Annotated in this window: 26 protein-coding genes; 11 read left to right on the top strand and 15 right to left on the bottom strand. The window is 43.9% G+C overall.

Annotated elements, in window-relative coordinates; all coding sequences use genetic code 11:
- Positions 1-45: 45 nt before the first annotated feature.
- The 5 genes from trmB to ACXAH2_RS06640 form a co-directional block, all read right to left on the bottom strand.
- Positions 46-792: a tRNA (guanosine(46)-N7)-methyltransferase TrmB gene (gene trmB, locus ACXAH2_RS06660; protein ID WP_475077392.1), complete on the bottom strand. Its 747-nt coding sequence runs from the start codon at positions 790-792 to the stop codon at positions 46-48.
- Between the two features lie 145 nt (positions 793-937).
- Entirely contained in the window at positions 938-1,312 is a 375-nt protein-coding gene (locus ACXAH2_RS06655) for a DUF423 domain-containing protein (RefSeq protein WP_475077391.1), read from the bottom strand.
- Between the two features lie 6 nt (positions 1,313-1,318).
- A complete protein-coding gene (locus tag ACXAH2_RS06650) occupies positions 1,319-2,302 on the bottom strand; it encodes a WD40 repeat domain-containing protein (protein WP_475077390.1) in 984 nt (327 codons plus the stop codon).
- On the bottom strand, positions 2,274-2,744 hold the full coding sequence (gene rsd, locus ACXAH2_RS06645; protein WP_475077389.1) for a sigma D regulator: 471 nt from the start codon (positions 2,742-2,744) through the stop codon (positions 2,274-2,276). The genes ACXAH2_RS06650 and rsd overlap by 29 nt, the downstream gene beginning before the upstream one ends.
- A gap of 103 nt (positions 2,745-2,847) precedes the next feature.
- Entirely contained in the window at positions 2,848-3,354 is a 507-nt protein-coding gene (locus tag ACXAH2_RS06640) for a disulfide bond formation protein B (protein WP_475077388.1), read from the bottom strand.
- Between the two features lie 139 nt (positions 3,355-3,493).
- Between ACXAH2_RS06640 and ACXAH2_RS06635 the strand changes: the two genes are divergently transcribed.
- A complete protein-coding gene (locus ACXAH2_RS06635; protein ID WP_475077387.1) occupies positions 3,494-3,913 on the top strand; it encodes a flagellar basal body-associated FliL family protein in 420 nt (139 codons plus the stop codon).
- 76 nt (positions 3,914-3,989) lie between these two features.
- On the opposite strand, the gene ACXAH2_RS06630 is transcribed toward ACXAH2_RS06635, so the two are convergent.
- The 4 genes from ACXAH2_RS06630 to ACXAH2_RS06615 all read right to left on the bottom strand — a co-directional run bounded on the left by ACXAH2_RS06630 (position 3,990) and on the right by ACXAH2_RS06615 (position 9,048).
- A complete protein-coding gene (locus ACXAH2_RS06630) occupies positions 3,990-4,274 on the bottom strand; it encodes an oxidative damage protection protein (RefSeq protein ID WP_475077386.1) in 285 nt (94 codons plus the stop codon).
- An 88-nt stretch (positions 4,275-4,362) separates the two neighbouring features.
- Positions 4,363-5,553, bottom strand: coding sequence for a chromate efflux transporter (chrA, locus tag ACXAH2_RS06625; protein ID WP_475077385.1), 1,191 nt, complete (start codon positions 5,551-5,553; stop codon positions 4,363-4,365).
- Between the two features lie 26 nt (positions 5,554-5,579).
- Positions 5,580-6,650: an A/G-specific adenine glycosylase gene (gene mutY / locus ACXAH2_RS06620; protein ID WP_475077384.1), complete on the bottom strand. Its 1,071-nt coding sequence runs from the start codon at positions 6,648-6,650 to the stop codon at positions 5,580-5,582.
- A gap of 37 nt (positions 6,651-6,687) precedes the next feature.
- Positions 6,688-9,048 (bottom strand): AsmA family protein, encoded by a 2,361-nt coding sequence (locus tag ACXAH2_RS06615; RefSeq protein ID WP_475077383.1) that lies wholly within the window; start codon positions 9,046-9,048, stop codon positions 6,688-6,690.
- Positions 9,049-9,261: 213 nt separating this feature from the next.
- Here ACXAH2_RS06615 and hisB point away from each other — a divergent pair, with 213 nt between their 5' ends.
- The 5 genes from hisB to ACXAH2_RS06590 all read left to right on the top strand — a co-directional run bounded on the left by hisB (position 9,262) and on the right by ACXAH2_RS06590 (position 13,812).
- The gene (hisB, locus tag ACXAH2_RS06610) at positions 9,262-9,855 is read left to right on the top strand and encodes an imidazoleglycerol-phosphate dehydratase HisB (protein ID WP_475077382.1); all 594 of its coding nucleotides are present in this window, start codon (positions 9,262-9,264) and stop codon (positions 9,853-9,855) included.
- A gap of 24 nt (positions 9,856-9,879) precedes the next feature.
- Positions 9,880-10,542 carry an imidazole glycerol phosphate synthase subunit HisH gene (hisH, locus tag ACXAH2_RS06605; protein ID WP_475077381.1) on the top strand — a complete coding sequence of 221 codons (663 nt, stop codon included), beginning with the start codon at positions 9,880-9,882 and terminating at the stop codon, positions 10,540-10,542.
- A gap of 33 nt (positions 10,543-10,575) precedes the next feature.
- The gene (gene hisF, locus ACXAH2_RS06600; RefSeq protein ID WP_475077380.1) at positions 10,576-11,349 is read left to right on the top strand and encodes an imidazole glycerol phosphate synthase subunit HisF; all 774 of its coding nucleotides are present in this window, start codon (positions 10,576-10,578) and stop codon (positions 11,347-11,349) included.
- Between the two features lie 275 nt (positions 11,350-11,624).
- On the top strand, positions 11,625-11,837 hold the full coding sequence (locus ACXAH2_RS06595; protein WP_475077379.1) for a YgaP family membrane protein: 213 nt from the start codon (positions 11,625-11,627) through the stop codon (positions 11,835-11,837).
- Positions 11,838-11,847: 10 nt separating this feature from the next.
- Positions 11,848-13,812: a putative bifunctional diguanylate cyclase/phosphodiesterase gene (locus ACXAH2_RS06590; protein ID WP_475077378.1), complete on the top strand. Its 1,965-nt coding sequence runs from the start codon at positions 11,848-11,850 to the stop codon at positions 13,810-13,812.
- 17 nt (positions 13,813-13,829) lie between these two features.
- On the opposite strand, the gene yghU is transcribed toward ACXAH2_RS06590, so the two are convergent.
- Positions 13,830-14,690, bottom strand: a complete 861-nt coding sequence (gene yghU / locus ACXAH2_RS06585; protein WP_475077377.1) for a glutathione-dependent disulfide-bond oxidoreductase — start codon at positions 14,688-14,690, stop codon at positions 13,830-13,832.
- A gap of 164 nt (positions 14,691-14,854) precedes the next feature.
- Here yghU and msrA point away from each other — a divergent pair, with 164 nt between their 5' ends.
- The 4 genes from msrA (at position 14,855) to ACXAH2_RS06565 (ending at position 18,701) form a co-directional block, all read left to right on the top strand.
- Positions 14,855-15,490 (top strand): peptide-methionine (S)-S-oxide reductase MsrA, encoded by a 636-nt coding sequence (gene msrA, locus ACXAH2_RS06580; RefSeq protein WP_475077376.1) that lies wholly within the window; start codon positions 14,855-14,857, stop codon positions 15,488-15,490.
- A gap of 93 nt (positions 15,491-15,583) precedes the next feature.
- On the top strand, positions 15,584-16,321 hold the full coding sequence (nfsA, locus tag ACXAH2_RS06575) for an oxygen-insensitive NADPH nitroreductase (RefSeq protein WP_475077375.1): 738 nt from the start codon (positions 15,584-15,586) through the stop codon (positions 16,319-16,321).
- A 38-nt stretch (positions 16,322-16,359) separates the two neighbouring features.
- Positions 16,360-16,884 carry a redoxin family protein gene (locus ACXAH2_RS06570; protein ID WP_475077374.1) on the top strand — a complete coding sequence of 175 codons (525 nt, stop codon included), beginning with the start codon at positions 16,360-16,362 and terminating at the stop codon, positions 16,882-16,884.
- 140 nt (positions 16,885-17,024) lie between these two features.
- Entirely contained in the window at positions 17,025-18,701 is a 1,677-nt protein-coding gene (locus ACXAH2_RS06565; protein WP_475077373.1) for an EAL domain-containing protein, read from the top strand.
- Positions 18,702-18,729: 28 nt separating this feature from the next.
- Here the strand turns inward: ACXAH2_RS06565 and ACXAH2_RS06560 are convergent, their stop codons facing one another.
- Complete coding sequence (locus ACXAH2_RS06560) at positions 18,730-19,884, bottom strand: cache domain-containing protein (protein WP_475077372.1); 1,155 nt, start codon at positions 19,882-19,884, stop codon at positions 18,730-18,732.
- Between the two features lie 767 nt (positions 19,885-20,651).
- On the opposite strand from ACXAH2_RS06560, the gene ACXAH2_RS06555 reads away from it, so the two are divergent.
- Positions 20,652-22,223: an EAL domain-containing protein gene (locus ACXAH2_RS06555; RefSeq protein ID WP_475077548.1), complete on the top strand. Its 1,572-nt coding sequence runs from the start codon at positions 20,652-20,654 to the stop codon at positions 22,221-22,223.
- Positions 22,224-22,246: 23 nt separating this feature from the next.
- Here ACXAH2_RS06555 and ACXAH2_RS06550 read toward each other — a convergent pair whose 3' ends face one another.
- The 4 genes from ACXAH2_RS06550 to hutI all read right to left on the bottom strand — a co-directional run bounded on the left by ACXAH2_RS06550 (position 22,247) and on the right by hutI (position 25,981).
- Positions 22,247-23,275 (bottom strand): cache domain-containing protein, encoded by a 1,029-nt coding sequence (locus ACXAH2_RS06550; RefSeq protein WP_475077371.1) that lies wholly within the window; start codon positions 23,273-23,275, stop codon positions 22,247-22,249.
- 158 nt (positions 23,276-23,433) lie between these two features.
- Positions 23,434-23,724 (bottom strand): NadS family protein, encoded by a 291-nt coding sequence (gene nadS / locus ACXAH2_RS06545; RefSeq protein ID WP_475077370.1) that lies wholly within the window; start codon positions 23,722-23,724, stop codon positions 23,434-23,436.
- A 209-nt stretch (positions 23,725-23,933) separates the two neighbouring features.
- Positions 23,934-24,749 carry an N-formylglutamate deformylase gene (gene hutG / locus ACXAH2_RS06540; RefSeq protein ID WP_475077369.1) on the bottom strand — a complete coding sequence of 272 codons (816 nt, stop codon included), beginning with the start codon at positions 24,747-24,749 and terminating at the stop codon, positions 23,934-23,936.
- Complete coding sequence (gene hutI / locus ACXAH2_RS06535; RefSeq protein ID WP_475077368.1) at positions 24,746-25,981, bottom strand: imidazolonepropionase; 1,236 nt, start codon at positions 25,979-25,981, stop codon at positions 24,746-24,748. The genes hutG and hutI overlap by 4 nt, the downstream gene beginning before the upstream one ends.
- Between the last annotated feature and the right edge of the window lie 20 nt (positions 25,982-26,001).

Below are 26,001 nucleotides of genomic sequence, written 5' to 3'. Positions count from 1 at the left end.
TTAACGTCAGACTGCTTAGCTAACTATTTGATCTTTAACTCTACTTTACTTGACCCTATCAGTCACCCGGTAAATCAAATCCCAAACACCGTGACCCAACTTCTCGCCACGCTGTTCAAATTTCGTCAGTGGACGCCATTCTGGACGCGGATAATATTCTCCCTTTCCTGCGGCATTGTCATATTCAGGTTGCACTTCCATGATTTCCATCATGTGCTCCGCGTAAGGTTGCCAATCGGTTGCCATATGAAATTGGCCACCTGTTTTCAATACATTTGCCACTTGTTGGGCAAACAAAGGTTGCACAATACGACGTTTGTTGTGCTTTTTCTTATGCCACGGATCGGGGAAAAACAATTGGAAAGTACTGGCGGCTTGCTCAGGCAAACAGCTCGCCATGACTTCGATGGCATCGTGACAATAAACACGTAAATTAGTAAGACCTGCTTCCTGCGCCAACATCATCAACTTAGCGACACCGGGTGTGTGGACTTCAATGCCAATGAAATCTTTTTCGGGTGCATTTTTAGCCATTTCAGCCAAAGAAGCGCCCATACCAAAGCCCACTTCTAACACCACTTCAGAGTCACGACCAAACACTTGTTGATAATCGATACGACCGTTTTCTAAATTCAGGCCGTATACTTCCCAATTCGCATCGTAGTTCTTTTGTTGGCCTTCTGTCATGCGACCACCACGCACGACAAAGCTACGAATGGTGCGCTTTTTAATCGGCTCTTGTTGGTCTTCAGCGGTATCCGCTGCAAGGTTATCTGTTTGTTGATCTTTCATTGTCACTCTATTGGTAGGTTTTACTTTGTTCTATATTTAAGCCGTGTTCAACAAGTATGAAGGCTCAGAAAAAAATTGCGCGTATGCTAACGTAAAAACTCAGTTATGTCGTGACTTTTACAACGACTTCAAAAAAGGAATATGGTTATTTTTTGCACCACAGCTGCCATGCCAGAAGAAACCAAGCTAATAAATAACTCAATCCGCCCAGCGGAGTCACCATGCCCAACCAAGTCAAACCTGTTAGTGCCATTAAATATAAACTACCAGCAAAAATAAGATTACCAATAAAGAAAATTAACAGAATACGAGTCGGGCTCGTTAAATAGCCACTTAACAAAGCCGCCACCAATCCTGCTAAAGAGTGATACATGAGATATTGACTGCCAGTGTGCCACCAGGATAAGGCTTTTGGATCCAATAAATGCTCTAAACCATGAGCACCAAATGCTCCTGCAGCGACCGCCAAAAAAGCTTGTAATGCAAAGCTGGCCGCCCATTTTCCATGCATGCTTTTCATTGAAGATTAATCCAACACATTTAAATAGCCATTACTTCCCATAGCGTAATAACGATTACTGAGACCAAACGCCAAAGCAATAACTCTGGCTCCAGAAGGACGTTTTCTGACCCTATGAACTTGCCATTCTTTGATGATTTGCCCAGTGCTAACTTGCAATAACGAAACTTTACCTGAAACTTGCCCAGTCAGCAGCTGGCGATTGTCTTGAGAAAATACCGCTTTACTGATGGTCACATTACGGTATTCCAACTTGCCCGTATCCACCGCAGTGAGTTCACGACCATTGAGTAAAGACCAGACTTTGGCATTACCTAATTGCGCTGCAGCAAATGCATATTTGCCATCCGCAGAAATGGCCACAGTAGAAATACGATTACTCAATTCCCATTCAAATTTCTTCTGCCCTGTTTGCAAATCCCAAACACTGACCTTAGACAAATCGTCACCGGTAATACCCAATCGACCGTCTTGTGTTACATCCACCGCACGTACCGTGGCACTAGTTCGCAACGTCTGTAAAATACCGCCGCGTTTAATATCAAAATAACGCGCGGTTTGGTCATCTAATCCTAGCAGGGCATAATCACCATTTTCAGTTAACTTTAACGAATGAATATCGCCTGGTGTAGTCCAATAGCCATCCGCTTGACCATTAACCGTTCGCCATAAGACTAAAGTACGAGCACCACCGGTAGCGGCATATTCTCCGTTCGGGGAAATATCCACACTGCTCAGAGCGGAATATTCTCCTTGAGCATGATTCCAACTGTAACGTCTTTCATTAACCGAAGTTTTCCAATAGCTGCCACCGTGTTCAATGGAGCCAATCAAAGCAAAACTGCCATCATTACTTAGATCAGCAGAATACAAGCCTTGTACCGCATATTGAGCAGTACGAACCGGAGCCTCCGCCGAGCAAGCAATCAGGGCCAATACAGAAGCGGCCCAAAAACCTTGCTTAAGCGCTTTTTTCGCTATGCGCTTCATGCAATTCCTTAATCAATTTGTCTTCGTATTGAAAACGTTCGGCCAATACCACTGCCAATGCTTGCAATGAAAAAGGCAGGGCTTCCAACTGAGCATTACAATGAGCTTTAGTGTCGTATTTATCATTAAATTCAATGACCACCTGAGTCGTGCTGTCGATTTCTGGTAACAGTTCAGCCAACAACAGAATAGCGCTACCATCATGAAATTCTTTGGCTTCCATAGCGAGTTGTTCGTAGACAGTAAAATGCCCAGCAGAGACGTAATCTACCAGCAATTCACACAAAGATAGTATTTTCGGAGTATCCGTTGGCGTAAACTCGCCTCGTTCACGAAGATACACTAAGGATTCGATCATTTGGCGACGCTGCTCTAGCCAACGATCTATGATTTCATGCACACCGCCCCACCGCTCTTGGGCTGTTTTACAACCTTCTAACATATGCAGACTCCAACCGATTCATTATTTTTTCGCCTTGTGCCAAGCATATTCCTATCAAATCTCACCTGCAAGGCAATCGCTTGCAGGGATTTGTAACCTTTTATTAGAGGGATGTAGCTTTTTTGACTGTCATTGCAATGTAGAAATTTACAATTGCCATACCGACAAATGCCACCAAGGTCCAACCTGGGATACTTAAGCCCAAGAAAGTCCAAACCACATCACCACATTCTCCGGTTCCCATAATCATAGCTTGCATGATTTCCTGCCAAGGGAAGACCTCAAACATGTAGCTTAATCCCGGTAGACAGGCAGGCAATTCTTCTGCAGGCAAATGCTGTAAATATAGATGACGAATTGCTAAAACGGCTCCCAGCAGGGAGAACAGCACGACCAAACCAGCACTCACTTTTCTGACTTTAACACTTGCGGTAAGCGCAGAGAACAATGACACCAAACCGACGCCGAAAAACATAATGCGTTGCAGCATACATAGAGGACAAGGCTCTAGACCCATCTCATATTCCATATAAAAGGCGATACCTAATAAAACAAACGCAACCAAAGCAATCAGCCCATGAAAACGCCGAGCAGAAATCATATGGATCATAAATAACATTCCCTAAATACTACGAAAATAAACCAAGCCTTCAGACAGTAAGAAATGACAAAAGTGCAAAATTCCTACTGACAATAAGTTGATTTGCCAGTTAGTATACTGCTTATTGTGATGAATACGAGATACAACCATGTCATTGATGATGCCTTTAGTTCGCTCCCCATTCCTTTGGCTACTGTTGGTTACCAGCAGTTTGTTTAGCCTTACAGCCCAAGCAGAAGATGAGGTAGAACCGCCAGCCTACGTTGAGTTAACACCCATCTTCATCGTCAATCACCAAAGTGAAGGTTCACAACTCAAATACATCAAAACCAGCATCAGCATTCGCACCGACGAAAGCCGAGTACAATTGATTGAAGACAATATGCCAATCGTTCGGGATGCCATAGTGATGTTTCTAAGCTCCCGCACCACGGCTCAAGTAACGGGGGCCATCGCACGTGAAGAAACCAGAGAAGAGGCAGCAGCAGCCGTCAACGATGCGCTGAAAACAGAAACAGGCATAACACCAGTGAAAGACATTTTATTCGCCAGCTTTGTCACTCAGTAGGCACAATCTCTGCTGGAAAGCATAAAAAAATGCCCAACCATTGCAAAATGATTGGGCTTTTTTCTCACCGTAAAAATTACAATTCCGTAATGTCATCAGGGCTAACATAACCGGTAACCTTATCGGTTTCCTCGTTACTAAAAAACTTATCCATCTGCTCCATGATGTATCTACGTGATTCAGGTTGCATCAGGTTAAGCTGCTTCTCATTGATAATCATGGTTTGCAATAATTGCCATTCTTGCCAAGCTTGCTTGGATACATTCTGCAGCACTTCTTGGCCTTTTACTCCTGGCAAAGGCGCTCTGTCTAACGCTTCCATTTCTTTTTGATATTTTTTACAAAAAACCCTGTTTGCCATAACCCACTCTCGTTCAAACCCTGTATTTGTCTAAATAATGGCGTTGATATCACAAAATTCAAGCGCTATTTACTGTTATTTACCAGCCCTATGCCAACCATAGATAACGTAACAAGCCCACTATAACGAAGCTAATAATCAACAAGAAAATAGAAGGTCGTCGCCAGATCAGCCAAACAAAGCCGACAATGACCACTAAGATGTCCAACCAAGAATGCAGGCTGGATGTGCCAATCGGATGGTATAAAGCGGCCAGTAAAATCCCCACTACAGCGGCATTTAATCCTGCCACCGCGGCCATGAAACGACGATTGTCCGATAATCTCTGCCACGCCCCTTGTGCTGCCAACATCAATAACAAACCGCTTAGAAACACGGCCAGTGTGGCAACCAAAGCCCACAACCAGATATTACCTTTTGCTGAGGCCGCGCCTAAATAACTGGCCATAGTAAACATAGGTCCAGGTACCGCTTGCGCCGCTGCATAACCTATTAGGATATTTGACTCACTCACGGTATCCGCCACAAACGACGACAACATGGGCAACACCACATGACCGCCACCGAACACCAACGCACCTGCTTGATAAAAATCCGCAAACAATTGTCCAAGCCCTTGCGGAAAGAAAAAGCTTACAACAAACAAGCCAACCGCGATAAAAAAAAACCATCCCGCTAAAGGTACTTTCGGCAAGGCTTGATGCTCTTTCGGCTCCGTATCCAGTAATAAAATCGATAATAGACCAGCAACCAATAACACCAACAAACTCATCTGAGCACTTGGTAAAATTGTCAAAACGAACGCGCTGACGATGGCTAAAAACATGGTCATTTTACTCTGACAAAAAGAGCGCCACATGGTCACACAAGCATCCGCGACCACCACGACCGCCAAGAGTTTTAAAGCCTGAACCACAGCATCAAACATGGTCTCCTGTTGCCAGTAATGACCAAACTGAGCCAACAGCACCATGATCAAAAAAGAAGGTAAGGTAAACGCCACAAAAGCGGCCACGCCACCCACAATACCAGCACGATGATAACCCAGAGCAAAACCCACTTGGCTAGAACCAGGCCCTGGCACCACTTGACTCAAGGCCACCCATTGGGCGTATTGAGAAGCGGTAACCCACTGTTTTTGCTTTACAAAAGTTTGATTAAAGTAGCCAAGATGAGCAGCTGGACCACCAAAACTGGTCCACCCCAATAAGAAAAAGGAGGCAAACACATCCCATAAACGCGCAAAATACGACTTGGATTGTGGGTTATCTTGAATCATAGAATGCTTCCTATCAATTTCGCGCTTTAGCCACCCAGTTCCGTTTCTAACTCGCTGTTTTCTAATATTTTTCGCACTGGTGCAGGCAATCCCAAAGCCAAGGCTTGAGGTAAAGAAAACCACTGATATTTATCGCCTTCAGTGACTAAGTTCACTGCATCGCAAGACACCAAAGTGGGGGTTATATCCAAGTGATAATGACTAAAGGTATGACGGAAGGATGACAAGGGAGTTACAGACTGCAGTTTGGCAGCAAACCTTTGTTCCACATGCAAATAAACAGACTCTTCAGAAGCCAGTTCTGGCAAGCTCCACAAACCGCCCCAAATACCTGTGGCAGGGCGCTTCTCTAGTAAAATCTTTCCCTCGTCTTTGACCATCATCAGCATTTGCGTGGTCTTCTCTGGCTTTGTGGCTTTTTTGGGCTTACGAACCGGGTAATAAGTAGGATCTTCAGAGCGCCGACCAAGACAATCGTCTTGTACCGGACACAACAAACATTGCGGTTTACTGCGAGTACACAAGGTAGCGCCCAAATCCATCATGGCTTGAGTGTAATCCCCACAACGTTCACTCGGCATGTAGGCGTCTGCTAACTGCCACATGGCTTGTTCGGTTTTCTTCTCTCCAGGCCAAGTGGGAACCGCATGAAAACGCGCTAATACACGTTTCACATTACCGTCTAAAATGGCGGTTTGCACACCACGCGAAATGGACAAAATAGCCGCTGCCGTGGAGCGACCAATGCCAGGCAATTCACAAACACCTTCCAAGCTTATGGGAAATTCCCCATCCAATTCGTCCACCAGCATTTTGGCAGCCTTGTGCATGTTTCGCGCTCTGGCGTAATAACCTAATCCACTCCAGTGCGCCAACACCTCGTCCTGCTGAGCAGCGGCTAACGCCTCGACGGTTGGAAAAGACGCCATGAACTTATGATAATAAGGAATCACAGTAGTCACTTGCGTCTGTTGCAGCATGATCTCGGAAATCCACACTCGATAAGGGGTTTTGTTTTGCTGCCAAGGCAGGTTCTTGCGCCCATGCTCGTCAAACCAAGCAAGGATTCTGGGCGCAAATTGTTCAACTGGTTGCATTCTGTTCTCACAACATGGCTATTCTCAGCTTTTTCACTCAGAACAGACTGTTAAGTTTCTCTTTTACTTTCTCTTTGAGGCGTTCTTCTTCCGCTTTGCGCTTGGCTTCCAATTTTGCTTTAAGGCGCGCTTCCTCCGCTTTACGCTTGGCTTCAAGTTCTGCCCTCAATTCCGCTTTTTTTTGTGCCAACTGAGCGTTGAGTTTGGCCTTTTCTTCCGCCAATTTTTGTTTCGCTTCTTGCTTAGCAAGATTAGCAAACAACTGCCCAAACCCTTTCAAGTCAGGACGACACAAACCCGCTGGATCATCACTAAACTGACCTTGACAGACAATTGGAAATGTCAATTTTGCTAAGGTGTCATTAACCCGACAGGCCTTGTCTAACTGACTGCCAGCCATACCAACGTTGGCTTGATAATCCAGCGAATGATTCGGCAAGGAAATCACACCATCACCCGTCACTTGCAGGCCCGCTGAGCGAATCGCCAAACCTGGAGTGGAAACCTGCCCTTGCTGTACGTGAGCTGGGAAACGTAAGGTTTCAAATGGCGTGTCTTCGCCAAACTGAGCGCCATTGATTTTTTCTTTGCGTGTGGCAGCAATGCCTTCACACACGGTTTTGGTCAGGTTGGTGCCCACTAAAGCTCCCTTTTTGATTTCAACCAAAAGATCCCCTTGCAGTGATGACATCAAGGCATCCACACTGTTGCCGCGACTCTTTAGCTCACCATTTAAGTAAGTGGCCCCCGCCACTTTATCCATGTCCATCAAGTCCTTCAGCAAAGGCTGGATTTGCACACCATCTATGGCTGGCTGAATAGCCATACTCGGTGTAGCACTGCGTACATCAAGACTCAAGTGAACCGACACCTTGCCTTGATACAAACTGGCTTGCAGAGGAGAAACCCTCACCAAGCCCCGTGATTGTGTGCTGTCCATTTCCAGTTTGTCTATGGTCAGATTTTTTACCTTGATATTATCAAATACCAAACCCAGATGGCCGCTCAAGCTTCGAATCAGTTCCTCTGGAATGAGTTCCTGTATGGCTGAGGAAACATGGTTACTTGACGATTCACTGTTGTTTTTTTGTTCTGTAATAACGACCTTTTGCTCAACCTTCTCCGCTTCCTCTTCGCTTGGCTCTGGCAAATAACGATCTAGATCCAAATTCGCTCCTGCCAGTTTGATGTCCCAATGCAAAGGCGACAAAGATAAGACAGCATTGGCCTCCATCTTAGTGTCATCCAATTGTATTGAGATAGGCTGCGCTGTGATGCCATCAAGACTGCCTTCCACTGCCACCTCAGCTTTTAAACGAGTCAAGGCTTTTTCATCGGCCATCTCTGGCACAGTGAGGTTTAATTTTTCCATCAGAGTACGAGGGTTAAACTCATTAACAGACAAACCCACAGTAAATTGTGGCGCGCTCAATACTTGGTAAGCTTCAATTTTGGCGTCCACATCCATACCCAAGGTACTGATGGCCAAACCATCCACCAAGACATTTTCTTGCGGTAGATCCAAGCTCACTTTGGCGGCACTGACCTTCGCCTCAAGCGGGCTGGCTGGCAAGCTTTGCGAGGTCACCTTGGCATTAACTTGCATGCCATCAAACTGCATAGATTCTCGCTCAGGAAATACGGTCAGCAAACTTTTCAGATCCGTTTCAATTTGCGTCACTTGTGCGCCGTTTAAATCACTCTGAGTGACTTTGGCTTGCAGCTGCATCGGCCAAGCTTTATCCCATTGCACATCTTGCAACTGAACATCTAACTGAGCCTGAATCCATTGTTTACTCTGCTCATCGCGGTAACTGACTTGCGCGTTTTCGATACGCAACTCATCCAGTTGAATGTCTGGAATGGTCAACTGGGTATTAGGAGTCGAAAAGTCCTGCACACTTGTTACCTTGGTCGCATTGCTTGCTTTGGCGTCCTTCTCTGTTAATTGAGCTGAAGTCGTTTGAGACGCTTCTGTATCTGGTAGAGTGAATTGCCAATTGCCTTGGCCTTGGGCGTTTTTCACTAGGTTGGCTTTTAGGTTCATCAGATTGACTTTATCCACCTGGATACGACGCTCGAACAAGGGCAAAATGGCTAGCCCAAATTCTGCTCGTCCAAACTCCACCACCTCAGCTTGCCCCCCTAAAGCCACACCTATGTTTTCCAATTGCAGCCCTAACCAAGGGAAGAAAGACCATCGAATGTCACCGTCCAAGCGTAGAGTAATATTGGCTTTTTCCAATGCCATGTTTTTCAATTCGTCTTTAAAATCGTTAGGGTTTACAAACAACCCAACGTAGGCCAATGCAGCTCCCAGTAATCCAAAGAGTATCAGCAAAAAATACGCTACTCGTTTCAACCAAACCATAAAAAAACGCTCCCTATTCAACGCCATACCACGCGCCATTGATAACAAAAAAACACCCGTAGTGAACAAGATGGGGGTATCATCATATCATTGCTAACCAATCTTAATCGATGCAATAGGGAGAACTCATGAAAAAACCTCGCTTCAAGGCATAGCCGCTAACCTGCCCTCGTTCTATAATAGGCGCACTATGTTAATAAAGTGGCGGTCAGTCGCCATCTACTGTGGAGAAACCAATCAATGTCCGATCGCGTTGCCAGTGTCGAGCGCAATACGCTTGAAACTCAGATCAAGGTGTCGATCAACCTAGACGGTACCGGTAAATTTAACTGCGTCACAGGCGTACCTTTCCTTGACCATATGCTTGAGCAAGTCGCTCGTCATGGATTAATCGATTTAGACATTCATGCAGTAGGCGATCTCCACATTGACGCTCACCACACAGTGGAAGATTTAGGCATTACCCTTGGACAAGCCTTTGAGATCGCTGTGGGCGATAAAAAAGGCATCAAACGTTATGGTCACGCTTATGTACCGTTAGATGAATCACTTTCTCGTGTGGTCATCGACTTCTCTGGTCGTCCTGGTTTGGAAATGCACGTGCCCTTTACTCGTGCTTCCGTTGGTGGTTTTGATGTGGATTTGTTTTCAGAATTCTTCCACGGTTTTATCAATCACGCCAAAGTCACCCTGCACCTAGACAACTTACGTGGTAAGAACACTCACCACCAAGCTGAGACAATATTCAAAGCTTTCGGTCGCGCTTTGCGCATGGCATTGGAAGTGGACGAACGTATGTCAGGTCAAATGCCTTCTACTAAAGGTTGTTTGTAAGCCAAGTTGTTTTAGGACGAGAAAATGAGCCAAGTAAAGACATCAACCGTTGCTGTCATCGACTACGGCATGGGCAACCTCCACTCGGTAGCCAAAGCGCTAGAACACGTAGCCGATGAACACACCCAAGTGATTGTCACCAGCGACCCGAAAGTGATTGATGCGGCCGATCGCGTATTGCTGCCCGGTGTCGGGGCAATTCGCGATTGTATCGGTGAAATGCACAACACAGGTTTGGTCCCCAGCATTCGCAAAGCCATGCAAGAAAAGCCATTTTTGGCCATTTGTGTGGGCATTCAGTCACTGATGTCACACAGTGAAGAAAACGGCGGCGTGGATTGTTTAAATCACTTTGAAGGTAACGCGTTATTTTTCGGTGATAATCACAAAGACCACGATGGCAGCAAACTCAAAGTGCCGCACATGGGATGGAATCAGGTCAAACAGACGATTGATCACCCGCTTTGGCAGGGCATTGCTGACAATGCTCGCTTCTACTTTGTACACAGTTACTACGTTGTACCCAGCAACCAAAACGAAGTAGCCGGGACCTGCGACTATGGTCTGGAATTCTGTGTGGCACTGGCTCGCGATAATGTCTTCGCGGTGCAATTCCACCCAGAGAAAAGCCATAAAGACGGTTTGCAACTCTACAAAAATTTCATCCATTGGGATGGTAAAGCTTAACGCGCTCTCTGCATTGCAGTATTAGGAACCAATATGGGCTTAGCAAAACGAATTATTCCTTGTCTGGATGTCGATAATGGTCGCGTTGTAAAAGGCGTGCAATTTGTCGATATCCGTGACGCCGGTGACCCAGTTGAGGTTGCCAAACGCTACGACGAGCAAGGTGCCGATGAAATCACCTTTCTTGATATCACCGCCAGCTCGGATGATCGTGAGACTACAGTACACATGGTGGAAGCCATTGCCGCGCAAGTCTTCATTCCCTTAACCGTAGGTGGCGGCATTCGTACCTGTGACGACATTCGCCGCATGCTGAATGCTGGTGCTGACAAAGTGGGCATCAATACCGCGGCCGTCTTCAACCCAGAATTTGTGCGTGAAGCGGCACAACGTTTCGGCTCTCAATGTATCGTGGTGGCGATTGATGCCAAGAAAGTCAGCGCCGATGGTGAACCAGACAAATGGGAAATCTTCACCCATGGTGGCCGCAAACCAACGGGCTTAGACGCTGTTGAATGGGCGAAAAAAATGGTCGACTACGGTGCCGGTGAAATTCTTCTTACCAGCATGGACCGTGACGGTACCAAGAATGGTTTTGATTTAGGCGTCACTCGCGCCATCAGCGAAGCGGTTCATGTGCCCGTCATTGCTTCTGGTGGTGTGGGGAATTTGGATCATTTGGTTGACGGTGTTACCAAAGGCAAAGCCGATGCCGTCTTAGCCGCCAGTATTTTCCACTTTGGCGAATACAGCATCCAGCAAGCCAAACAACGCATGGCTGACGCTGACATTGAAATGCGCCTATAGATCAAATGTGAAATTGTATTGTCCTAAAAAAAGCCTACTCGTTTTAAGTAGGCTTTTTTTATCACTGTTTGCCAGAGGGCAAATATGTCGAGTTAAAAAACTCACTCTTTAAATCTAGACGTTATCTGAACACTTCGCCACCTTGGATCGATTGAATTTTATTATCAATTTCCAACCTCTTACATTCAGATTCAATTTCTTACAATCGACTCCTTGTTCACATATTAAACAATTTAATATAGTAAATGCGATCTATTTGTGGAAAGGAGGCAATCATGAAAAAAAATCTACACATTATTGATCGTTCGTTACGTGGCATTATTGGCGTGACAGTTACCGCTTTCGCTTTGCTTAATGGCGACTATCTTCAAGAGCCAATATTGGAAATATTGCTTGGCGTTTTTGGTGTACTCAATTTAATATCGCTCGCGACAGGTTGGTGTCCTGTTTATCACCTAGCCAACATTAGCACTCGAAAGCCTGAATAAACTTATTTGAATGCCAGATTTCAAAGAGCTTGATCAAGACAAATCGCCAAAACTCAGACTCATTCTAGGCTGTCTAGCCATGGCATTTTTTGTTTCTGCTATTTACATCACGGTGTCATACCGACTCGCCTCTGATTTGGGGCTCAAAACAGAACTCAACGCGTTGCACCAGCAAACCATGCTACTGCAATCTGAAATCACACAAGACCCAACGCTTTCTGAACAAAAACTCACACAGTTTGTGAACACCATATACTTACACGATCATGTGCAGCTACCGATTCTGTACGTTCAGATAGAAGGTGAAGAATTCAGCTGGTCTAAACGCCAAGGCATCACAGAAACCGACCTAGTAAAACTGTTAGACAGTATACAAAACACTATCAAGGCCAAAGCTCATACAAGCCAATATCACTCAATGCCTAATGGCAATGAGACCTTCGCTGGAAAAAAATATTTATGGCAGGTAAGTCGCTTAGGCCAGTATAAAACAACCGTCATAATTCAGTCGCAAAGTCTTGAAGACACCTTGTCTTACATTATCAAAAGACTGTCTATCACTTCATTACTGGTTTTTTGGTTGGCCATTTGGCTTGCCTTAACCATTTCGTCATGGATTAACCAAAAAATCGAAGAAAAGAACCACGCCCTACGCAAACTGGCAACCTATGATGCGTTAACCAATTTACCCAATCGTCTATATCTCAATAAGGTGATGAGTCAGTTCATGGGCAAAAAAGTATCAAGCAAACACCAGCAGCCTGCGAAAGAAGGCTGTTTGTTTGTTATTGATTTGGACAACTTTAAAGAAGTAAATGACACCTTTGGTCATGCAGCAGGTGATGAGTTACTCCAATCCGTCGCCAATAAACTTGCAGGCAATATAACAGAACAACAAATATTGTTTCGGATCAGCGGTGATGAATTCATCGTCTGGTCACCTGATACAGGTATTGAAGAAGCAAAAGCCACAGCTCAAGCTCTGATTCTTGCCTGCAATGAACCTGTCATGATCAATCAGCTTTACATCAATACTGGAGCCAGTATTGGTTTTGCCCATTATCCATCCCATGCTAATGATTATGAAACCCTAATGATTTGTGCAGATACCGCCATGTACGATGCCAAACAAGGCCGTAAAGGTTGGAGTGTGTTCAGCCAACATAATAGATCACAAGGTGTACATCGTTTGGAACTAAGAGCGGACTTGGAAGAAGCGTTTAGTTCACAGCATATCTTGTTAGATTATCAACCTAAGGTGAATCTTGCCGACGGTAAAATCGTTGGTGTTGAAGGCTTAGCGCGCTGGCACCATCCAATTCATGGTGTACTTTCTCCTGATCACTTTATTGAGCTGATTGAGCAAAGCGGTCGCATTCAAGAATTTGGTCGCTATATCATTAAACAAGCAATAGAACAGCTGGCCATCTGGCAAAAACAAGGCATCAAGACCCCAATTGCCATCAATATTTCGCCTTTTAGTTTGTTGGATCCTGAACTGCTGGAATTCACCATAGCGCTTTTGAAACAGCATACTATCCCTTCACACAGGTTAGAAATTGAACTGGTGGAATCGTCCATTAGTATCAACCTAGAGTACATTTTCAAACGCTTGCATGAGTTCAAACAAGCCGGCATTAAATTGGCTATTGATGACTTTGGTACGGGTATGAGTTCTCTCTCTTATATCAGCCATCTGAATGTGCATTTCATCAAGATAGATAAATCATTCATACGAGATGTGGAGCAGGACACCAAGAAAAAAGCCGTCATTTCGGCCGCTATTCAGCTCGCTAGAAACTTTAATAGTGCAGTCATTGCAGAAGGTATCGAAACGCAACAACAAGCGGATATTATTAAAGAAATGGGATGTGAGTATGGCCAAGGCTACTACTTTGCCAAACCCATGTCAGCAAAGAAAATGACTCTGTTGATACAAGCCGATCAACCTCTGCCTTTTACAACAGAGTCATAGCGATACAGTAATTTAGACTAGTCCAAGTCTAGACCATCAAAATCACTGGCATCATGACGTTCGTGTAATTGAGCACCATCACCGAATGCACGGTTCACCACACGACCACGCTTCACCGCTGGACGCTCTTCTAGGGCTTTCGCCCAACGCAGCAGATGGGTGTAACTCGATACGTCTAAGAACTCAGCGGCATTGTATAAGTTACCTAATACCAAGTTGCCATACCAAGGCCAAATAGCGATATCGGCAATGGAATACTCATCACCAGCAAAGTAGGTATGTTCAGCCAAATGCTTGTCCAAGACATCCAGCTGACGCTTGGTTTCCATGGTAAAACGGTCTATCGGATATTGCATCTTTGTCGGCGCGTAGGCATAGAAATGTCCAAAACCACCACCCAAATAAGGCGCTGAGCCCATCTGCCAGAACAACCAATTTCGGCACTCGGTTTTCGCTTTATGATCTTTTGGAACCAAGGCATCAAATTTTTCCGCCAGATATTGCAGTATGGCACCCGACTCGAAGACACGAGTAGGTGGTGTGGTACTGTGGTCCATCAAAGCCGGAATCTTGGAATTCGGGTTAATATCAACAAAACCTGAAGAGAACTGATCACCTTCACCAATGTTAATAAGGTAGGCATCGTATTCCGCTTCCTTAATGCCCATTGCCAATAGCTCTTCCAACATAATGGTGACTTTTTGACCATTAGGCGTTGCCAAAGAATGCACTTGAAGTGGGTGCTTACCTACCTCCAAAACCTTTTCATGTGTTGCCCCTGAAATGGGGCGATTGATGTTAGCAAACTGGCCGCCATTCTTACTTTGCCATTGCCAAACTTTTGGTGGTACGTATTCCTGCTTATTGTCATCACTCATACTACTTTCCCATTAATACTCTGTAAGAAATGTTCGATCTTGATCGTCTATTCTCTATGGTTATTAAAGATACTTAATTCATTATGGGCTTGAATCATCTCTAAACAAGCACATAACGCAAATTTAATGGGCAAAAAAATAAAAAGCCCACATGAGGTATACAAATGAAGCGTCTTAATTCTAAAGCTCTATTCCATAAATTAGCGTTAACAGCAGGGATAAGTTTGTCTCTGACAATGGCGTCATCCGTCCAAGCAGAGCAACAGAGTATGGTAGTGGCAGGTGGCTGTTTTTGGTGTGTGGAATCTGACTTTGAAATGGTGCCTGGCGTCATTGATGTCATCTCGGGTTACACAGGTGGACAAACGCCCAATCCAAGTTACAAACAAGTCTCTATAGGTAACACGGGGCATTTCGAAGCCGTCACTATTTTATTTGATGACGAAAAAGTATCACTAAACACATTGGCTGAATACTTTTGGAAAACCATCGACCCGACGGATCCAAATGGACAATTTTGTGACAAAGGTGAACCTTATCGAACTGCCATGTTTTATCAAAATGCCGAACAAAAAGCGGTATTTGATGCGTCACTGGACAAGGTAAAGTCGACCAAGCCTTTTTCAGCAGACATAGTCACCCCCATTTTGCCCGCGGCGAAATTCTACCCGGCGGAGGAATATCACCAGAGCTATTACACTAAAAATCCTATACGTTATGCTTTCTATCGCTCAAGCTGTGGGCGCGACCGACGTATTGAACAGCTATGGGGAGAAGTGACTAGCAAGGCATATCATTAATACGAAAAAACAAGGAGTGAATCCACAACGGCTTGTAGAGAAGGGGCTCAGCTTCTAGTATAAAACCCCATCATCCATTAGAGGTAATGACGTTTGAATCCCATTCTACAAGCCCAAAAATCTCATAAATCGATCCGTCAGTATACCGTCCAAAGTATCGACAACGCGCTTTTAGAGGAACTGATCGCCGCAGCACAAGGTGCGGCTTCTTCCAGTTTTATCCAAGCCTATTCCATCATTCAAGTCACTCAAGCCGAGCAGCGCCAGCAAATCGCCAGTTTGTCTGGCGGCCAAAAATGGGTCGAACAAGCGGCTGAGTTTCTTGTCATTTGTGCCGATTTGACCCGTGTTGAATATTGCAGTCATAAACAAGGTCTGGGCGCTCTTGAAGGTCAAACCGAACACTTTATTGCCGCTACCACAGATGCCACCTTTATGGCGCAAAACTTGATGTTGGGTGCAGAATCCGTTGGCTTAGGTGCGGTGTTTATTGGCGGCATTCGCAATGATCCGCAACAAGTTGCCGAGCTGTTGGCGCTCCCCGATCAGGTGTATCCCATCTTCGGACTTTGTTTAGGCTATCCAGACGCAGAGCCAGAATGTAAGCCTCGTCTGCCCGTAGCCAGTATTTTACACAAAGACCAATATGATTCCTCACGTTGTGCCGCAGACGTCGAAGCCTATGACGCCCAAATGCAAACCTATTACGCCAGTCGCAACAGCAATCAAAAGCAAAGCAACTGGTCTGAACAAACCGCCGCAGCGGTTCAAAAGAAAAAACGCGAACACATGCTAAGCTTTTTACAGGCTCGCGGTTTTCTGAAGCAATAACCCTTTACTATCTAGATTAAATCGAAAAAGGAAAGCTCATGTTAAAACATGTCCCTCAGGTCACTTTCAAAACTCGTATTCGTAATGAAGCCCTTGGTGGTCCAAACCCCTTCGAGTGGAAAGACGTTTCCACAGACGATTTGTTTAAAGACAAAAGCGTGGTTGTCTTTTCCCTACCGGGCGCCTTCACACCAACTTGTTCAACCTCACATTTACCTCGTTACGAAGAGCTTTATGATGAGTTCAAAGCACAAGGAGTCGATGCCGTTATATGTATTTCGGTAAACGATGCGTTTGTGATGTTCCAATGGGGTAAAAGCCAAAATGCCAAAAATGTCTTCTTATTACCAGACGGTAATGGTGACTTCACCCGTCAGATGGGCATGCTAGTGAAAAAAGAAAATCTAGGCTTTGGCATGCGCAGTTGGCGCTATGCGATGCATGTTGAAAACGGCGAAATTAAGAAAATGTTTGCTGAACCAGGTTACCAAGACGATGCACCAAGCGATCCATTTGAGGTATCCGATGCTGACACCATGCTGAATTATCTAAAAAGCCGTTAAACTGAAACCCTAGACACACAATACTTAACAAAAAGGGATCGCTTCTTATCACGCTGTCCCTTTTTTATAAACTCGCTTTAAGGTCTAATTTTACTATGTTTTAAATTGATAAAGTCATTATAAGTGGGAGTCGATTTATCATGCTAAATTTTTTAAAGCAGAAATCCATTCTCATTAATCTGGCACTTTCTACCAATCATTTGCCATCTTGGCGGAAACTGGTCGCCTATATGATTCTCTTCATACTTGGCGGCATTTTTATCAATCGTTATCTCTACATTATTACTGAAAAACAGGCATTAGAAAATTACGTGGGTCGTGTTATTGACAGAACACAGCAAGCGATTTTTCAGATGAGCTCAGGACTTAATCAGGCAAATAATATAGAAGAGGATCTGTGTTCTATTGAAGGCCTCACGCAATTAAAAATCCTGATACTAAAATACCCTTATGTTGAGGACATAGGGCACATTAAAAACAACCAACTTCGTTGTTCCGCTATTTGGGGAGAATTTTCGCCCGCCATCACCTTGCCAAAAAACTTGTCACAGGATTCCAGTTTTGATCAAACCTGGCCTGATATCGAAAACCTTTTTCATGAACAACAAGATCGTATGGTAGTGCGTTATCAAGAAGTGTTCGTCATTCCCTCACCAACCATCTTTCTTGATATTCCTCGTAACAACCCAAAAACCGGCAGTGTATTGTTTTCATCACAAGAAAATAACATCTACCAATTACTAAACGACATCAACATGGAAGAAGCACAGCACATCATTAATCACCCTAATGATGGCATCCCATTTATGCCATCAAAAGACAGTGGCATTTCCATTAAAATTTGCCCGGCTGGCTTTAGTTTTTGTGTGGCAGGCATAGATAAACGCATTGGCATTTTTGATATGCCGGTTTGGCAGTGGTTTATCAGCATCATCATAGGGATAGTATCTTGTTTATTGTTTTTAAATAGCACAACTCGGATTAAAGAAAGCCGTTTATCGCTACTCAGACGTCTAAAAAGAGCGATTAAAAACAATGATATATATTCCCTTTATCAACCCAAAATAGAATTAGCAACAGGAAAAATTGTTGGCGTGGAAGCCCTTGCACGCTGGAATGACAAACTGTTGGGCTTTGTGTCTCCTGACCAATTCATCCATTGTGCCGAACAAAAAGGCTTAATTACAAAGCTCACGCGCCAGTTAGTCGAAAAAAACATCAAAGACATGGCGAGTATTCTCACAACCCATCCAGACTTTACGCTTAGCATCAATCTCTCTATCCAAGATTTGGCTGACAATAGTTTGTTGCATTACATTGATCGTCTAATACACAAACAAGGTATTCATACGGAACAAATTGTACTTGAAGTGACAGAGAGATCCGCTGTAGAAAACAACACACTGAAACAAACCACCAAGCGCTTTCTTCGTAAAGGGTATCAAATGTCGATTGACGATTTTGGTACGGGCTTTTCCAATTTATCTTGGCTCACAGCATTCCAGCCAAATGAAATCAAAATCGACAAAATCTTTATTCAATCGATTGGCACCCAATCCGTTAATCAAATTACCTTGAATGGTATCTTTCAATTGGTCAGCAACTTGGATGTGAAATTGGTGTTTGAAGGCATCGAGTCGTTGGATGAAGCGAAATACTTAGTACAACATTCACCTCATGCCATTGGCCAGGGCTGGCTTTATTGCAAAGCCGTAGCCCCTAAATCCGTACAAGAAATGATCATCAATGCCCCCTTTAAAGGAGTTAATGATCAATCGATAACCGAAATACTAGACGTCACTGATGATGAGTCTTAAAGCTCAAAAAAACCTCCTACTCACTTTATTAAGAGCTGTAGAAGTCCAGAAACTCTAACTCATTTTCTATTTTGCCTGCATCTTGTTGCAGTTCATGCAGCACTTCGTTCATCTTAACCAAGCAAGCTTGCACCTCATTTAGCAGAGCAAAAACTTGCGTCATCGTTTGTTCCGCAGAGCCCTCAGTGTCATTATTGGCATCCATCTGCGCTAATTGAGTTGCAATGTCTGAAACCTGCTTCTTCAATTCTTCCGAATTCGCCAGCCATTCAGACTCCAACAGACCAGTGAGCATGTGTTTTGCTCCCACCAAATGATTCATTACCCTGTTGTTTTTCTTAACGGCATCGGCCACTAACTGCTGCACAGACTGACCAGAAGCAGATAATGAATCGGTATTCTGTTCTATGGTTTTAGACACCCGCTGGAGACTGTCTAAGGTGTATTTAATGTGCTCAAAGTTGTCTTTGATTATAGCCAGCACACTGCCTTTCGTAAAATGCGCTTCCATGAAATGGTATAAGCCTTCCCGCTCAACCTTGCCCATTAATTCGTGCACCTTCTTAGGATCAGTACCGATCAATTTCCCTGTGCTTCTAAAAGCCCAGAACAAGCTCAACACAATCAACACCACAAGGATAGCCATAATGCCAATAAGTTGTGCCATGAAGGAATATACCTTGCTATCAATACTGTCCATGTAAACCCCGATACCCATCATCCACTTCCATTCCGGCAGTAAGGTCATACCATTAATCTTGATAAACAACTGGTCTGAATTAGGCTTGGTACTCTCCCCTACGGTAAAAGCAAAAGTAGACTTGGTCAGCTCACCAATATATTTAGGGTAGGAGGATTGGAACTCTCCAATGACATTCTCTTTAACATGTACTCTGGCAATACCATGCTCATCATTGGCCCAAATAAAAGAATCGCCGTAACGCATTCCTGATAACAGCTGCTCTATATTCTGTTCTGCTTGTTCGCGTGAGATCTGCCCAGATTTTTCTTTATCTATGTAATGTTTCGCTTGATTCATTGTAAAGGCTAACACGGTTTGCAGTTCATGCTTCCTTGCGTCAATCATTTCGCTCTTCATGCCCTTTGCTGTGAAATACACAATAACAGACATGGATACGATAATTAGGAGAGTAATTACTATTAACTTACTAGACAGTTTCATTGAGCTAAACCTCAAATACAAGAATGCATAGTGAACTATATCCGCTCTCCCTGAGAAGTATCGTTTCTTTATGTAGTTTTTTTGCAAGTCAGCACCCTACTTCTGGCAAGTTTATTGGGCAACAAACTTGTTTTGATAAACGCTTAAACACAACTCTACAAGCACTTCTTAAACCATCTCCTACTAATCAAAAGGCAGGAGTAATGGACTGAAAACTGGAGCAAATCAATCAAAGCTCAACTGGATCAACATGGTAAACCGATATTAAAGGAGTAAGTCGTGCTGCGTATGCTTTCAAGTAATCTGGACTGGTCATCAAGAATAGCGGCGCATCACAGATCGTAAAACCTCATATCTCATATATTGACGTCTGTTGGTTCATCATAATGCAGCCGCCCCTTCGATGTATGACGATAAAAATCAAATTTGGCGTTACCCAATGGAAGATGATTTTAAAGAGTAAGAAACAAATAATTTCATTAGCAATGCGGCTTAATATTCCATATAGGCAAATAATAGTTTTTTATGATGAATAATCAATGTCTGCTTTACGGATCAAACTAAAAAAGACTAAGGAGTTTGGGTAAGGGAACTCGTCTTTATCTTTTTTATGTTATTGATTTCGTGTTTAATGGGCTGTAGCTGCATATTTCTATCTTTTTCACCTTTATTAGGATCGTTTTCAGTAGGTGCTAAATTTATTAAGGCAAAAGTCTAGTCAATTGGACGATTTCGTCAGGTCTATTTTTTTGCCCTCATGGCAAAAAATGGTCTGTTGTCTTTTATTGTCTATTTTTCTCTCTCTCTACCTTCACCATCACTACTATCTTTATCAAGAAGTACGTTCTCTCGAAAACTATATCGGGGCGATTCGCTACAGAACAGAACAAGCATCATTTCAGATGAGAAGAAGTGTCGCGCAGGTACAGAATTCGGTGAATATTTGCTCGACACAGGATTTAAATCAACTACGAAAACTCGTATTACATTATCCCTACATTGAAGACTTAGGACGCATCACACCAGACAATAAACTGATTTGCTCCGCAATATGGGGACAGTTTACTCCGCCAATCCAGTTACCCGATCCCATCATCAGTGACGGCATATTGACACAAGCTTGGCCGAATCTAACCAACACTTTTGACACGGGTCAAATACGCGATATTTTAAGTTCTTCCGATGTATTTGTTGTCGCTTCGCCCACCATTTATTTGGAACTATCTCGTCAAATGCACAGCACTGGAGGAGTCCTTTACAACAAATACTCCAAGCATATTTTTCACATTTTTGATGACATGACTCACCAAGAAGCCATTGATGCCATACAAACAGCACCTCAATCCTTCTCATTATTTTCGACGAATCAAACACTTACCCTTACTACGTGCCCGATTGGTTTTAATTTTTGTGTATCCGGAATAGATAAAAATATTGGTGTCTTTGATATGAACTTTTGGCAGTGGCTAAGTGGTATGTTACTGGGGATTTTGATGGGAGTTTCATTGATTTTTCAGTGGATTTTTATTCATTCAAAACATCGTTCTATGAAGTACCGTCTTAAACTTGCCCTTAAACATCAGCAATTCTATTCACTCTATCAACCTAAGATTCAACTGAAAACAGGCAAAATCATTGGTGTTGAAGCCTTAGCTCGTTGGCAAGATAAAGAACTAGGAGATGTACCTGCCGATCAATTCATTGCTTGTGCTGAACAAAATGCACTAATCACACCGTTAACCCGTCAGTTATTCAGTCAAAACCTAATGGAAATGCAACACATTTTGCATGAAAAGCCTGATTTTACTCTCAGCATAAACCTATCTATCCAAGACCTGACTGACCAAAGCTTACTGTTATTCGTCGAAAAACAGATTACACAATATAAAATTAAGCCTGAGCAGATTATCTTTGAAGTAACAGAACGTTCAGCCGCCCAAAGTGATACCCTCAAACAAGCAACCAAACGCTTCATTCGCAAAGGTTATCAAATTTCCTTAGATGATTTTGGTACAGGCTTTTCAAATCTATCTTGGCTAACTGCCTTTAAGCCTAACGAAGTAAAAATTGATCGTATGTTTATTCGATCTATTGGCACACAAACCGTTAATCAAATCACTTTGAACAGTATTTTTCATTTAGTCAGTAAACTCGATGCTACTCTGGTATTTGAAGGCATTGAATCTTTACAAGAAGTCAATTATCTACTGCAACACACAAGCAATGCGATAGGGCAAGGGTGGCTGTATTCTAAAGCAATTGAAGCGACCACCCTCAATACACTGCTAAAGAATCAACCTTTTATGGATAATACCTTTTTAGAAAGTATAAATAAGTAAAATTAAGGCAAAGCCACTTTGTTTTAACTGTCCAAATGTTCCATCTCTTCTATTACTTTGACAAGATTTTGCCTTAGTTCACGACTATGTTCCGTCAGATGAGATGATTTTTCTATTAATTCACTTAATTGCAATGCTAAGCTCTCGCCTTCAAAAGCCACCGAACCATTGTCTTTAAGCAAGGAAATCAACTGTTCCGCTTTGTCTTGCGTCGTCTTCTGCTCCTCCAATACAGATTGCAAAGATTCATCAAGTATGGCGCTGTGCGCCATGACTTTCTGCATTATATCTTGTATCTCATAGCAAACCTGTTGAGATTGATAAAAACGCTCTTGAACCAGTGATAACAAACTCTCTTTGTTAAACTCATTCCTAATAAACTGTTCAACCCCTTCTGTTTCTACTTTCTGCAACATTGTCAGTGCTTGCTGAGGATCTCGACCAACCAGACTCAAAGTACTACGATAAAGCCATAGCAATATTAGGGCTAATACAATCCATAAAACGCCCCCTGCCATGACCAGCAATAGAATAGTAGGGGAAAGAATGTTATCCAACTCGTCTATATAAACCCCAATTCCTATCATCCATAGCCATTCAGGCAATAAGGTCATACCATTCACTTTAACGTATAAAGCATCCGAGTGAGGTTTTTTGCTTTCACCTGTGGTAAATAAAATGGGCGACTGCTGAGTAATGGCATTTATATACTTAGGATAGGAAGGTTGAAAAACCCCTAGAACCGAATCTTTAACATGCACTCGTGCAATGCCGTTGGCATCATTCGCCCAGATAAAATAATTGTCATACCTTGCATGGGATAAAAGAGTCATCACTTTATCTTCCGCCTCTTGAAGAGACAATTGACCCTTTTTTTGTTGTTCAATATAAGGCTGCACCTGACTCACAGTAAACGTCAGAATAGACTTTATTTCGTGTTTTCGGGCTTCTATTAAATTATGTTTAAGAAGCTCAATGGAAAGATAAATTAACCCAGATACGATCAAGGTCATCACCATCAACATCAAAGCAAACTTACTGGTAAGCTTCATACCTACTCCATCCAACTCACACTCAAGTAACGCAATTCTTCAATGACTCTAAAAAAATTTTGCCAGTTTACACAAAGTATCTTAAAAACTGCAGATCAAAATACTCATTCACATGAAGGGTAAAGGTAAAAAGAATAATTAAAAAATCTATATATCCGTTACCCATGCAATGCCTTTAGCGCATGCTCAGGGTCGGCATCGACGATTTTGAGTAAGGCACGAGCTGGCCCTGTTGGCTGACGGCGGCCCTGTTCCCAGTTCTCTAAAGTACGCTTGCTGCCCCCTAGCAAGCTAGCAAAGCGGCTTTGGCTTAAACCGGTTTTAGCCCGAATCGCTTTCACTTCTGGTTCGGCAAATTCCGTGATGCGTGCTGCTGTGTTTTGGCCTTTTATGATGTCATCGGCTTGTTGTACGCTTTCAAGCAATTCATTGAACATCTCGTTATTCACAGTGATCACCTTTCAATAACTACCATAACATTACCAAACTATACGTCATTGACGTAATATGTCGATTAATAATTAAACAATGATTGATAGCCGCAGATGACGTTCCATTCCCTTGTCGTCAAGAGAAATGAAAGCGAGTAAATCCTATGATCAAAAAAATCCCCATATCGACTTGCGACACGGGGATTCTCAGTAAGGAACAGAAAAGATTAGAGTTTTACCTGCAGCAGGCCTTCGATTACTTCCCTAAGCTGTTGTTGGATAAAGGGTAATTTACTTTTATCCAAGTGATATTCGTTTTGCTGCGCGGCGATTTCGTCGAGGTAAGTGGCTTGAGACAGTTCCAGCTGAATGGCGTGGATGCCCTTTTCTGGTTGGCCGAAATGGCGTGTGATGTAGCCCCCTTTAAAGCGACCATTTAGCACTTGCGTGTAATGTGGGCCAAGTAATTGCGTCACTAGGCTGGGCAATTGACTGTCGCAGGATTCTCCATCATTAGTGCCCCAGTTAAAGTCGGGCAATTGCCCTTCAAACAGCATGGGAACGTGAGAAGCAATACTGTGCGCGTCAAATAAGATAGCGTACCCAAATTTGTCTTTAAGACGCTTTAGTTCATTACCAATGGTGTCATGGTAAGGTCGCCAAATTTGTTCTTTACAGGCGAGTCGATGGGCATCCGAAGGGGTTTTTCCCGTTTTAAAAATCGGCTCATCGGTGAACAAGATATCTGGAAATAAGCCGGTGGTTTTGCTGCTGTACAAGGGCTTGTCATCATAAGGGCGATTCAAATCGATCACATAGCGAGAGTAATTGGCCTTGATGCAGCCCACGCCTAACGCAGCCAAATCCCCATACAATTCAGGAATGTACCAGTCGGTATCCGGTAATTTGGCGGCTTTTTCTGTCAAGCCTTCTGCCACTTCTGGGGTTAGATTGAGACCAGAATGGGGCATGCTGACCAACAGTGGCGAGTCGCCTGCATGAAAATCAAAAGGCGACGGAATAATGGGATTATCTAAACTCATGTGATGTTACCCTGCTGAATACGGTGTTTAAGCAACTGACCTCCCAACCAATAGCACAGCTCTCCCGGGCTTTCCACATCCCAGCAAACAAAGTCCGCCACCTTGCCAACCTCTAAGCTACCATGAGACGCAGATAACCCGAGAGCTTGCGCCGCATGAAGCGTCGCTCCTGCTAAAGCTTCTTCGGGCGTTAAGGCAAACAAGGTACAAGCCATGTTCATCATCAAGCGCAAAGACAAAGCGGGTGAAGTGCCCGGATTCGCATCGGTGGCAATGGCCATAGGAACCGCATGTTTACGCAGCCAAGCAATGGGCGGTTTTTGCGTTTCTTTCAAGGTGTAAAAAGCACCAGGTAACAAAACCGCTACCGTGCCCGCTTGTGCCATGGCTTTAACATCCGCTTCTTCAATGAACTCGATGTGGTCCGCCGACAACGCCTGAAACTTAGCCGCCATGCGAGTACCACCTTGTGAAGTAAGCTGCTCAGCATGGACCTTCACTGGCAAGCCTAATACTTTGGCCCTTTGAAAGTAGCGTAAGACTTGCTCAGGGCTAAAGGCAATGCCTTCACAAAAAGCGTCCACCGCATCCGCCATGCCTAGCTTGGCGATTTCCGGCAACACTTGGTCACACAGATAATCTATGTAAGCACCTTTATCATCAAACTCTGGTGGCATGGCATGGGCAGCCAAACAGGTGCGTTGAACGTGTATTGGCAACTGTTCCCCCAATTCACTGGCCACACGCAGCATTTTTAACTCACTGTCTAAGGATAAACCATAGCCAGATTTGATCTCGACCATGGTCACGCCGTCTTGCATGAGACTGCTCAAACGACGTTTGGCTGACGCCAATAAACTCGCTTCAGTAGCCTCACGGGTTGCCTTCACCGATGCAGCAATGCCACCACCTTGAGCGGCAATCTCTTGATAAGACACGCCATTGAGACGCTGTTCGAATTCACCCGCACGATTGCCACCAAACACCAAATGGGTGTGACAATCAATTAAACCGGGCGTCACCCAGCCACCCTCGAAATCCTGCACTTGCAAGGCCTCGTAAGGTGGTAAATCCGCCTGTTGACCAAGCCAGACAATACGACCATTCTTAACGCCAATGGCAGCATCTTCAATGACGCTGTATTGCCCATACTGCATGGTCGCCACATGAGCACCATACCAAAGGCTATCAAAACGAATAGGCGTATTGGACGAATGGCTAGTCTGACTCATTTTCTTCCTCTTATTCTCGT

It is taken from the genome of Marinomonas sp. ABL3_031, from assembly GCF_056161265.1.
The sequence above is the reverse complement of the archived record's forward strand: the minus strand, read 5'-3'. Positions and strand labels throughout refer to the sequence as shown.